The 12603-nt window shown below is 57.4% G+C and carries 9 protein-coding genes; all 9 read left to right on the top strand.

Translation table 11 applies throughout. From position 1 onward, the window contains the following. Nucleotides 1–51: 51 nt before the first annotated feature. The gene (locus H7B67_RS13965) at nt 52–579 is read left to right on the top strand and encodes an RNA polymerase sigma factor (RefSeq protein WP_245363579.1); all 528 of its coding nucleotides are present in this window, start codon (nt 52–54) and stop codon (nt 577–579) included. After that, nucleotides 576–1970, top strand: a complete 1395-nt coding sequence (locus tag H7B67_RS13960; RefSeq protein WP_185120458.1) for a DUF4179 domain-containing protein — start codon at nt 576–578, stop codon at nt 1968–1970. Before H7B67_RS13965 ends, H7B67_RS13960 begins: the two co-directional genes overlap by 4 nt. 154 nt (nt 1971–2124) lie before the next feature. Beyond that, nucleotides 2125–3753, top strand: coding sequence for a DUF5643 domain-containing protein (locus H7B67_RS13955; protein ID WP_185120457.1), 1629 nt, complete (start codon nt 2125–2127; stop codon nt 3751–3753). Nucleotides 3754–3940: 187 nt separating this feature from the next. Further along, nucleotides 3941–6952, top strand: coding sequence for an endonuclease (locus H7B67_RS13950; RefSeq protein ID WP_185120456.1), 3012 nt, complete (start codon nt 3941–3943; stop codon nt 6950–6952). A 212-nt stretch (nt 6953–7164) separates the two neighbouring features. Beyond that, nucleotides 7165–8793, top strand: coding sequence for an ABC transporter substrate-binding protein (locus H7B67_RS13945; protein WP_185120455.1), 1629 nt, complete (start codon nt 7165–7167; stop codon nt 8791–8793). A gap of 71 nt (nt 8794–8864) precedes the next feature. After that, entirely contained in the window at nt 8865–9815 is a 951-nt protein-coding gene (locus H7B67_RS13940; RefSeq protein WP_185120454.1) for an ABC transporter permease, read from the top strand. Nucleotides 9816–9819: 4 nt separating this feature from the next. Continuing rightward, nucleotides 9820–10665 (top strand): ABC transporter permease, encoded by an 846-nt coding sequence (locus H7B67_RS13935; protein ID WP_185120453.1) that lies wholly within the window; start codon nt 9820–9822, stop codon nt 10663–10665. A 37-nt stretch (nt 10666–10702) separates the two neighbouring features. Continuing rightward, complete coding sequence (locus H7B67_RS13930; protein WP_185120452.1) at nt 10703–11704, top strand: ABC transporter ATP-binding protein; 1002 nt, start codon at nt 10703–10705, stop codon at nt 11702–11704. Beyond that, nucleotides 11691–12593 (top strand): ABC transporter ATP-binding protein, encoded by a 903-nt coding sequence (locus H7B67_RS13925; protein WP_185120451.1) that lies wholly within the window; start codon nt 11691–11693, stop codon nt 12591–12593. Before H7B67_RS13930 ends, H7B67_RS13925 begins: the two co-directional genes overlap by 14 nt. Nucleotides 12594–12603 lie beyond the last annotated feature (10 nt).

The following is a 12603-nucleotide window of genomic DNA, read 5'->3' as shown; positions in this document are numbered from 1 at the left end:
GAATTGAGGTCTAATAGGTAGATAGGAAGGAAAAAGGAGGAAGGGACGGCATTGGAGTGGATTGACGACGTCAAGAGAGCGAAGATGGGGGATCAGGACGCGTTCGTTCGCTTGATGCGATCGTTCGAGGCGGTTTTGTACCAGACGGCCAAGGCGTTCCTCCATTCGGACGAGGATTGCGCGGACGCGATGCAGGAGACGGTTATTCGCGCTTTTCGTTCGATCTCGGGGTTAAAGGAGCCGGCCTACTTCAAGACCTGGCTGATTCGGATACATATCAACGAGTGCAAACGAATGCTGCAATCCCGCAAAAGCTACGTGCCTCTCACCGAGGGAATGGATCCTCAGATCGACGAAGCCGGGTTCGTCCGGATGGAGCTGCGCGAAATCGTCGACCGGCTCGACTCTCCGCTTCGGACGGTGATGCGGCTGTATTATTACGGGGATCTGTCGGTCAAGGAAATCGCGGAGCAGTTAAGCCTGCCGGAAGGAACGGTCAAGTCGCGGCTGCATCGGGCGAGGGAGATTCTAGCTTCTTTGAACTGGGACGGACAAGAGAAAGGAGCCTTGTACTCATGAACGAGCTCAGCGAGGAGGACGTTCGCATCAGGCAAGCCATGTCGAGAGAAACGGCTACCGTGCCGACTGTCGTTCGGGAGAAAATGGAGCGGCTGTACGCCGCGCTGCCCGAGCTTGCGGAGGACCGCAGGAGATATGCCCGCCGGAGAAAATGGAGCCTCGGCGCGAGCATCGCGCTGCTTCTGGCGATTGTCGTGACGGCGGGGCTGGCGACTCCGACCGCGTCGGATTGGCTGAGGCAGCTGCAGGGCATCGGCTCTGGCTTCGCAACGTCCGGCAGCGCGACGAAATTCGAGAAACAGACGGTTGAGGACCAGGGGATCAAGCTGACGCTGAGCCAAGTTCTCTATGACGGCAATCAATTGGCGGTCGGCATCCGGCACGAGCCGGGCATCGAGATCCGGCCGCTCGCGCAGATGGTCAGCCTGAATGGCACTTTTGTCAGCAATATGACTCGAAGCCAGAACGAAGAGGGAACCGAAACGCTGTTTACTTACCATAAGGCGCTTGGCACGCTTCCGGATACTTTCGACATCGCGATCAAGGTGAACGTTATCGTCGATAGCCGAGGAAGCGGCAAGCCCCAAACGATCTCGGGAAAATGGGAATTCCGGACGACGGTAGGGGAGTGGAAGAAGTCGATACGCGAGGTTACCTACGATCCTCCACTGAGGGCTAAAGCGGGGGATACGGAGCTTGCCGTTACTGGAATGACGGTCAGTCCTTTGACGGTGAAGCTGACGTATGAGCTTGACGATCCGGAGCTCACTCAACAAAGTTGGGAAGAAAAGATGCGGAGCAAAGTGAAACTCCCGAAAGGCGAGACGGTAGAGTTAAAGACTCTCAATGTAAGGCTGTTCGACGATCGGGGAGCGGAATTGGAGGCTTCTGGTACTATGGGAACGAGGGAAGACAACGGGCCTGTCGTGTATACGGCGTATTATTCGTTGCTGGACCCCGATACGAACGAGCTGCGCCTAAGCGTGGACGCACAATACAATCAGTTGACTAGCAACGGTAATGGAGGGCTTGGAAGTGAAGCTCCTCTACCCTATAAGGACATTCCCCTGACTTCAACTACCCCATTGACTGTTGAGCTTGGCGAATCGTCCAGTATCGTATTTAACAGAATCGACCTTGGAGAATACAAAACGATCGTCGACTATGAGGTTAAAGGAGATTACCCGTTAGGCTGGTGGGTGGTCGACGAGAAGGAAGGCACCTTTCATCCGCCTGCTGCCGAAGATCCGATTCGAATAGGCAACGATTATTCCTACCGAATCGAGCTTCCCGCTTATCCGGATCCTTCAAAGATCAAGATTCGGGCATTGCAGGCGCAACAGAACCGGACTCCGATACCGGAATTGGATATGATCCTGCCGATCAAGTAACGGCGTGGGTCGACACATGCTTTCCTAAAAAGGCGCCATATCAACCAGACCTTTGGGTTTGGTTGATTTTTTTTCCAAATGAGCGAATCAAAATTAACCTAATTAATGTCTAATAGATAAGAAGGGGCGAGAGATAGAGGAGGCAGAATCGGCATTGGAACGGATCGAAGAAGTCAAACAAGCTCAAAAAGGGAATCTAGAGGCGTTTATTCGCCTGATGCGATCGTTCGAAGGGGAACTGTACGAGACCTCGAAGGCATTTTTCCGTTCGGAGGAGGATAACGCGGATGCCATGCAGGAGACGATCGTGCATGCGTACGGCTCTCTTGCCGCTTTAAAGGAACCGGCCGACTTCAAGACCTGGCTGTTTCAAATCCATATCGACGAGTGCAAGAAGATGCTCCAATCCCGCAAAAGCTATATTACCCAGACCGACGCGATACCTTCCCAAACGGACGACGCTGGCTTCGGGGCTATGGAGCCGAGAGAGCCTTCCCCAATCCCGCCGTTCTTGCGAGAGAGGTTGGAACGGTTCTATCCGTCGATTCCCGAGCTTGCGCTCGAGCGCAAGCTCTATGCCCACAGGCGCCGCTGGCGTTTAGGGTTAAGCCTTGCCCTCTTGGCGGCTATTCTTGTCACGGTAGGATTGACGGCTGATATTCCCGGTCTGAGGATAACGGAACAATCGGATTCGGAGAAACAGACGGTAGAGGATCAAGGAATTAAGCTGACGTTGGATAAAGTTATTTACGACGGAACAAGATTGGCAATCCGGTTTAAGCATGAGAAGGGGATCGAGATCCAGCCTCGCCTCGGCATGCTCGATGTAGACGGGATTTTGAAGGATATGCAGCCGAATGGAATCAGTCAAAGTCTTAATAAGAGCGAGAAAACGACGATACTGACCTTCGAGCGCTTCGGAGGATTGAACAATTCCTTCGATTTGACGATTCAGGTCAACGATATTATCGATACTCGCGCCAGCGAGAGCAAGAAGGTTCTGGGGTCCTGGAACTTCCATGCGACGGTTAAAGATTGGAAGAGCAATATCCGCAAAATCACCTATTCCCCGCCGCTGAAGGCAAGCTCTAACGACGGGCTGGAGATCTCCGTCGCCGAAATCAGCGTCAGTCCTCTCACGACGAATCTTACTTACGAAATCTCTTACCCGGAGGAAGATGAAGAGGCGAAGCTGCGGCTAGATCGTTTGCGATTTATTTTGAAGGATGATAGCGGAGTCGAACTGGAACCTTTGACTTCGGGCGGCTATACGGACGGAAGCGAGGGCAAAAGAAATTATTTTATTACGTACGCGACCCTTCACGAGAAGGCTGGCGAGTTAAATCTCATTGTGGAAGAGACCGAAGTGGCAGAAAAAACAGACAGCAACGATGGACCGAACCGGGAGTCAAGCGGCATTACGGCGACGGATTTTCCTCTGAATGGCTCCAAGCTTCCTCTGACCGTAGATCAAGGAGATTCGGGCAGCATCACTTTCCGGAAGATCGAGCTCGCAACCGACAGCACGATCCTCGAATTCGAGGTCAAAGGGGATTATCCGTACGAAAGAATGGAAGCTTGGGGGATAGGGGGAGAAGATGGCCAATTTATCAACCCGCTCATGACCGGCAATCTCGTAAGGCTGGGCAATGAGAGCTACTCCTACCGGCTTAAGCTCCCGAGATGGCCCGATTCTTCCAAGCTTTATATTCGAGTGTTGAATTTCGGCAGCTTCCTGCCCCAACCGATTCCGGGATTACATGTTGTTATCCCAATAAAATAACAAGTGGACTTCAGGGTCTCTCGAGAATCCGAGAGGCTCTTTTTGTCGCTATTAGACATCAACCTCCCAACCATTAGCCCGATCTTTTAAGGATTTACCGAAAAATTACAAACTTCTACTCTATTTGTAATTTTGAAATGGTAGACTTAGAAATGAATTTCTAATAAATTGGTCGAGGAGGAAAATCATGAGAGGCCTATCGAGATGGAAACGCGGTTGGGTAAAGCTTGGTCTTGCAGTTACGATTCTGTTGCCGGGGCCGTACGGCTTAAGCGCAGTGTTGCCATCCGCAGCGGCGGAGGGACCGACGGATCCCGCGCCGTTCATCAATCCGACCGTAACGAACGAGAACGCGGGCAAAAAGATCCTGTTCGACAACACGCACGCGCAGACGGCGGGAGCGGCGGACTGGGTCATCGACGGCGGGTTCTCGGATTTCGGCAACGCCCTGGCGGGCGACGGCTATTACGTGAAGGAGCTTCGCAAGGAGACTCCGTTCACGTACGAGGACCTGGCGGATTACGACGTGTTCATCATCGCGGAGCCTAACATTCCTTTTAAGACGAGCGAACAGGCTGCCATGGAACAGTACGTGGAGCAAGGCGGCAGCATCTTCTTCATCGGCGACCACTACAACGCCGACCGCAACAAGAACCGTTGGGACGGCTCGGAGAGCATCAACGGCTTCCGTCGCGGCGCGTGGACCAATCCGACGCAAGGCATGGACGCGGCGGAAGCGGCTTCCCCCGCGATGCAGGACGTGGCAAGCTCGGACTGGCTGGCGGACAACTTCGGCATTCGCTTCCGCTATAACGCGCTTGGCGACATTAACGCCAACCGGATCGTCGCTCCCGAGCAAGCCTTCGGCATTACCGAAGGAGTGTCGGGCGTAGCGATGCATGCGGGCTCTACCCTGGCGATTATCGATCCGACCAAGGCGAAGGGCATCGTCTACGTTCCGGAGACGAACGAAGCTTGGGGCAATGCCGTGGATCAAGGCGTCTACAATGGCGGCGGGATCGCGGAAGGCCCTTACGTAGCCGTCTCCAAGCTGGGCGCGGGCAAGGCTGCCTTTATCGGCGACTCCTCGCCGGTCGAGGACATCACGCCGAAGTACCTGCGCGAAGATACGGGCGCGAAGAAAACGACGTACGACGGCTTCAAGGAGCTGGACGACGGCGTGCTGCTCGTCAACCTGGTGAACTGGCTGTCGGAGCAGGAGAGCTACACGAGCTTCGATCAAGTTCCGGGGCTTGCGCTGGATCAGCCGACCGCGCTGCATTCCTTCGAACAGCCCGAGCTGTCGACGGAACCGGCGCCGGAGCCTTGGTCTGCTCCGAACGCGGGCTACCTCTGGTACGATCGCAACACGTTTAAGCCGGGTTCCTTCGGCGGGGCTACGGTCGTCAATCCTCCGGCTTACAGCTTCACGACGCCGGCTGCGCTCTCCACGGCATCCGTCAATCAAATCCGCGTCAACTTCAGCAATCTGCCGGCGAATTCGACCGTATCCGGCTTCCAGATCGGCGTCTATCTGACCGGAGGGACCCAGGTCGCCAAGGTTCAGAACGCGGACGGCAGCTGGCCTTCCAGCTACGGCTACAGCACGTCGTTCAGCGTAACGACGGATAGCAACGGCTCCGCTTCCAAGGAGCTGAACGTTCAGATCAATCCGACCGTCGCCAGCGGAACGTCGGCGAACCTAAGGCTCCGGCAGAACGGCACGAATCTGCTGACGAACGCCGTCACGATCTCCAGCTCCACGAGCCCCGGCATCAACGACCCGATCACGATCGCCGAAGCGAGAGCGAAGGCGGAAGGCGCTTCGGTTATCGTGGAAGGCGTCGTAACGACGGAGCCGGGCGCGTTCGGCGGACAAACGTTCTACCTTCAAGACGAGACCGGCGGCATCTACGTCTATCAGACGGCCTTCGGCTTCCACAAAGGCGACAAGCTGAAGATCAAAGGCAGCACGGCCTTGTACAACACCGAGCTCGAGCTCGCCAATATCGCTTCCATCGAGAAGACGGGAACGGCAGCGGTTCCCGACTACAAGCCGGTAGCTTTCGTCGACGACAGCAATCAGGGACAATTGGTGAGTCTCTCCAAAGCGACCATTACCAATATCATCGCGGCGACTCCGGCCGGCTCCTTCGAATTCGACGCGGTTACCGCGGACGGAACGAATCATGTCCGCGTCGACGTGCGCACGGGTCTGTCGCTGGCGAACTTCCCGTACTCCGAAGGCGACGTCGTGGACATTCGCGGGGTGTCCGCGATTTTCCGGGACCTGTACCAGCTGAAGCCGCTCGGACTTAGCGACTTTACGGCCGTTGCGGAATTGAGCAGCGTAACGCTGTCCGCAAGCCCGACGACCCTGAAGATCGGCGATACGGGCAGCGTCAGCCTTGCCGCCGCTCTCAGCGACGGATCGGCTGCCGATCTGTCCGCCGCGAGCGTCGTCTATTCCAGCAGCGATCCGGCCGTGTCCATCGACGCTCAAGGAACGATTACGGCGGTGCAGGCGGGTTCGGCGGACGTGACGGCGAAGGTTACCCTTGGCAATGTGACGCTCGAATCCAATCCGGTAACGATCACGGTCGTTAAGCCGCTCGCGACCGCAGCTCCGGGCAAACCCGTTCTTACCAATAATAACGGGTACGATAACGGACTTCGCGACGGCAGCTACACGGTCACCATGAACCTGTGGTGGGGCAATAACGGAACGGAATTCAAGCTTTACGAGAACGGCGTCCTGATCTCGGATGTTCCTCTGGCCGATGCTTCGCCGTCCGCTCAGACCGCATCCGTGCCGATCGCCGGCAAGTCGAACGGAACGTACGTATATACCTGCGAGCTGATCAATGTATTCGGAACGACCTCTTGCGATCCGCATACCGTAACGGTTACGGACGCCAACCCGGGCAAGCCGGTTCTCTCCCATAACAACTGGGACGGCGACGGCAGCTTCACGATAGCGGCCAACCTGTGGTGGGGCACGAACGGCAGCGAATACAAGCTTTACGAGAACGGGGTTCTCATCGACGATCAAGCTTTGACCGCGGCAACGCCTTCGGCGCAGCATGCCGAGACGGCCGTGACGGGACGCGCGGTCGGAACGTACGAATACAAAGCGGAATGGATCAATTCCGCCGGCGCGACGGTCAGCAATACGATCGTCGTGAAAGTAACGAAATAAGCTTCCGACATGAAGAAAACGCCGAGACTTCTCCAGGGAACGTTCCCCGGTCGTCTCGGCGTTTTGCCTTATGGCGTTATGCGGCTTGGATGCTAAAGAATATTTTTCCTCGCAAAACGAAAAATAAAAAAATAAAAGGGATTGAAATTCCGACTAATCCGATGTAATATATACTACATTACTCACACACAAAACTACTGGGGGATTGTGCCATGCGCAAAAGTTGGTTTACCGTACTTACTCTCCTCGTGCTAGCCCTGGTCGTCAGCGCTTGCTCCGGAGGAAACAACAATAACGGAAACACGGCCTCGCCGTCCGCTTCGCCGACCTCATCTTCCGCTTCCGAACCCGCGGCTAGCGGCGAAGCGAAAGACGGCGGAAATCTTATTATAGCAGTTGGAGCCGATCCGGTCATCCTTAACCCGATTTACGCGGGAGATCGCGTCAGCCTGACGATCGACCAAGCCCTGTACGCTCCGCTGTTCCAAGTAAACAACGGAGAGAAGACGTTCTACCTGGCGGACAGCCTCGAGCCTTCCGCGGACAACCTTACGTACACGCTGAAGCTGAAGAGCGGCCTTACCTGGCATGACGGACAGCCGCTGACGGCGGACGACGTCGTCTTCACCTTCGAGAAGATTCTCGACGAATCGCAGAACAGCATGTTCCGCGAGAACCTGATCATCGGCGGCAAGCCGGTGCAAGCCGTCAAGGTGGACGACACGACGGTCGAATTCAAGCTCCCTCAGGTGAATCCGGCGTTCGAGGCGACTCTCGTTCAGCTTACCCCGATTCCGAAGCATATCTTCGAGAACGAAGCGAATATCGAGAAGAGCACGAAGAACGCGGCTCCGGTCGGTTCCGGCGCCTTCAAGTTCAAGGAATACAAGACGGGCGAATACGTGACGCTCGAGCGCTTCGATAACTACTTCGGTGGCAAGGCGCACCTCGACTCGATCACGTACCGCATCGCGAAGGACACGAACGCCGCCAACCTCGCCCTGCAGAACGGCGAGATCAACGTGAAGTACCTTGACCCGCAAGATGTCGCTACGATCGAGAGCACGGGCAAGTTCGACATCCAAGCGTACAGCGAAGGCCGTCTGGCTTACCTGCTGTTCAACGAGAAGAGCGACACCGGCGCTCTCGCCAAGAAGGAAGTTCGCGAAGCGATCTCCTACGCGCTTAACCGCGAAGAATTGATTCAAGTCGTCTACGGTTCCGCGGACTATGCCGACCCGGCGAAGTCGTTCGTCACTCCTGACGGCCTGTTCCACACGAACGACGTCACTTCTTACGACAACGACGCGGCCAAGGCGAAGGAGCTGCTCTCTTCCGCGGGCGTCTCGAACCTGAAGCTCCGCTTCATCATCTCCAGCGGCAACAAGGCTCAAGAAGCGGCCGGCCTGTACGTTCAACAGAAGCTGAAGGACATCGGCGTTACCGTCGAGCTGCAAAGCATGGACGCTTCCGCTTACGGCCAGAAGTTCGTCGACCTGAACGCGACCGACTACGAGCTGAGCTATGCCGGCTACATCATGGGCTACGACCCGGACGCTTACCGCATCCTGTACCAATCGGACGCGAATTCGAACTACGCGAAGTATAAGAACGAAGAAGTCGACAAGCTGTTCGACCAAGGCGCGGGCGAAGCCGACCCGGCCAAGCGCGGCGAGATCTACAAGCAGCTGCAAGAAATCATCGCGCAAGACGCCGTCATCTACCCGGCTGCGTACACGAAGACGATCGTCGCCATCGACAAGAAGTACGGCGGCCTGGACGAAGCCGTCCTGAAGCCGGTCGTCATCTTCGAAGATCCGTCCAAGCTGTACCTGAAATAAGAGCAAGGCCAAAAAATAAGCTGGCTCTGACCAGCTTATTTTTTGCCGTAGAGGCATAGGAGACCATCGTTATGAGACAACTCATCGCAAGACGTTTGCTGCAGACGATCCCTCTGCTGTTCTTCGTGTCGATCGCTTGCTTCGCCCTCGTCAAGATGGCGCCGGGAGACCCGGTGCTCTCCTTCGTGACGCCGAACATGCACGCGGAGGATATCGAGCGGATCCGCCACAACCTGGGGCTGGACAAGCCCGCTTACGTTCAATATTGGCTCTGGCTCAAGGAACTGTTCCAGGGCAACCTCGGCTATTCCCTCGTGAACCATCAGCCGGTGATGGATCAGATCCTGGATCGGCTGCCCGCGACGGCGGGGCTCATGGGCAGCGCGATCCTGCTTGCCGTGCTTCTGGCCATTCCGCTAGGCCTGACCGCGGGCGCGAACCGCGACCGTTGGCCGGATAAGCTGGTTAACCTATTCTCTTACATCGGCATCTCCGTGCCGTTGTTCTGGCTCGCCATCCTGCTCATTTATTTGTTCGCCATTCATCTTCATTGGCTGCCCAGCATGGGGATGCGCTCGATCGGAGTCAATTCCGCTATGGACGTCCTTAAGCACGGCATCCTTCCCTGCGTCGTTCTGGCGTTCGGATTCCTGTCGGTCTACGTTCGTTACATTCGTTCCAGCACGATCGGGCAGCTGAAGGAAGAGTACGTTCAAATCCAGTACGCCTTCGGCTCGACGAAGAAGACGATCGTCTTCCGCCACGTCATGAAGCACGTGCTGCTGCCCGTCATCACGCTGCTCGGCATGTCGATGGCGGATCTGGTGGCGGGAGCTATCGTGACGGAGACCGTTTTCTCCTGGCCGGGGATCGGCTCTCTCGGCATGACCGCGGTCAAGGGCATGGATTATCCGGTCATTATGGGCATTACCTTGTTCTCCGCCCTATTCCTGATCCTAGGCAACCTGCTCGCGGATATCCTGTACGGATTGGCCGATCCGAGAATCAAAGGAGCGAGGTGATCCCATGAACAGGACCAAATGGCTTAACGTCGGCCGCGAACTGCTTGCGAGGAAAATGGGCATCGTCTCGGTCGCGATTCTCGCGATCTTCGTCCTGGGAGCGATCTTCGCCTTCCTGTCGCCTTACGATCCCAATGCGTTGAACGTTCTCGAACGTCTGCAAAGTCCGAATGCCAGCCACTGGTTCGGCACGGACGATTACGGGCGGGACTACTTTACGCGCGCGCTATATGGCGGCCGCGTCTCCTTGCTCGTCGGCTTCTCGGCCATGATCCTGGCGACGACGATCGGCGTTCTCGTCGGCGTCGTCAGCGGCTACTTCGGAGGGTGGATCGACAACCTTCTCATGCGATTGCTCGAGATCATTTTGTCCATCCCGTCCTTCCTGGTCATGCTGCTGCTGAGCGTCTTCCTGAAGCCGGGTCTCGGCAGCATCGTCCTGATCATCGGACTGCTCATGTGGATGAACATGGCACGGATCATTCGAGCGGAGACGCTGTCGATCCGGGAGCGGGAATTCGTGCTCTACGCGAAGGCTTCCGGCCAGAACAACTGGGGCATTATCGTCCGCCACGTGCTGCCGAGCCTCGTTCCGGTCATCATCGTCGGAGCTACGAACAACGTGGCGTCCGCGATCATGATGGAATCCTCGCTCAGCTTCCTCGGCTTCGGGGTTCAAGCGCCGAACGCGACCTGGGGCAGCATGCTGAACAGCGCGCAAGGCTTTATCGCCCAGGCGCCTTACATGGCGATTTTCCCGGGCGGCTTCATCCTGCTGACGGTGCTCAGCTTCAACATTCTGGGAGACATTCTCCGCGTCGGTTTCGAGCCGAAGCTTAACAAGAGATAAGTAGCGGGAGCTGTAGAGCGAGAGGAGTGAACGAAACATGACAGACAGATTGCTCACGGTGGACAACCTGCAAGTGTCCTTTCATACCCGCGACGGGGAAAATAAAGCGGTCCGAGGAGTCTCCTTCCACATCGATAAGGGAGAAACGATCGGCATCGTCGGCGAGTCCGGCAGCGGCAAAAGCGTGACCGCGAAGGCGATCATGGCTCTGATCCCGCCTCCGGGCGAGATCATCGGAGGGGACATCCGCTTCGACGGCGAATCGATTCGGAAGCTGTCCGAGAAGCAATGGCGGAGCATCCGCGGCAACCGGATCGCGATGGTCTTCCAGGATCCGATGACGTCCCTCAATCCGGTCAAGAAGATCGGCGACCAGATGACCGAGATCATTCGCCGGCACCGGCATCTCGGCCAAGCGGAAGCGCTGAAGGAAGCGATCGAGATGCTGCGCCAGGTCGGCATTCCCGAGCCGGAACGAAGAGTCCGGCAATACCCGCACGAATTCAGCGGAGGCATGCGCCAGCGCGTCATGATCGCGATGGCGCTCTCCTGCCAGCCGGAGCTGCTTATCGCCGACGAGCCGACGACGGCTCTCGACGTGACGATCCAGGCGCAGATTCTCGATCTGCTCCAGGAGCTGAAGGCGAAGACGAGCGCTTCGATCGCCCTGATCACCCACGATCTCGGCGTCGTCGCGCAGGTGTGCAGCCGCGTCATCGTCATGTACGGCGGCATGATCATGGAAGAAGGGACGGTGGAGGACATCTTCTACCGTCCGAAGCACCCGTACACGCAAGGGCTGCTGCGCTCCCTTCCGGAGCGCAAGGCCGGCTCCCGCGAGCGGCTCGTGCCGATCGAAGGCACGCCTCCCGATCTGCTGGACCCGCCGCCGGGCTGCCCGTTCCAGGAGCGGTGCCCGCACGCGATGCCGAAGTGCGCGCAGCTTCCGCCGCACTTCAAGGTCGGCGAAGGCCACCGGTCGATGTGCTGGCTGAACGACGACGAGGCGAAAGGGGGCGCGGGTAATGGCGGACAATAACGTTCTGGTCGACGTCCAAGGGCTGAAGAAGCATTTCGTGAAGAGCCGGGACGTCTGGGGACGGGCGAACGGATGGCTGAAGGCGGTCGACGGCGTCAGCTTCCAGATTCGCCGCGGCGAGACGTTCGGCCTCGTCGGGGAATCGGGAAGCGGGAAGTCCACCGTCGGCCGATGCATCCTAAGGCTGTACGATTATACGGAAGGCAGCGTCCGCTTCGAAGGGCAGGATCTCACCAAGCTGGGCGAGAAGGGGCTGAAGCCTTACCGGCGGCGGATCCAGTCGATTTTCCAGGATCCCTACTCTTCGCTGAACCCCGGCATGAGCGTGCTGGACCTGATCGGGGAGCCGATGAACATTCACGGGCTCTATCCGAAGAGCGACGACCGGAAGGAAGCCGTGTCGGCGCTGCTCGAGAAGGTGGGGCTGAAGCGCGAGCACCTGAACCGCTACCCGCATGAATTCAGCGGAGGCCAGCGCCAGCGCATCTCGATCGCGCGCGCGCTGTCCGTGAAGCCGGACTTCGTCGTGTGCGACGAGCCGATCTCGGCGCTCGACGTATCGGTCCAAGCCCAGGTCGTCAACATGCTGGAGGACCTGCAGGCCGAGTTCGGCCTCACCTACCTGTTCATCGCGCACGATCTGTCGATGGTAAGGCATATCTCCGACCGGATCGGAGTCATGTACCGCGGTCGGCTGGTGGAAGTCGCCGAGAGCGACGAGCTGTACGAGAACCCGCTGCATCCTTATACCCAGGCGCTGCTGTCGGCGATTCCGATTCCGGATCCGCATGCGGTCCGGGAGCGGGTCGTCTTCAAGCCCGACCCGGAGAGCCTGGAGAGAGCGGTGCTGAAGGAAGTCAGTCCCGGCCATTGGGTGGCCGTATCCTAAGACAAGGGAG

Source organism: Cohnella thailandensis (genome assembly GCF_014212135.1).
Taxonomy (GTDB): Bacteria; Bacillota; Bacilli; order Paenibacillales; family Paenibacillaceae; genus Cohnella; species Cohnella thailandensis.
This window is presented reverse-complemented; position numbering and strand designations above follow the sequence as displayed.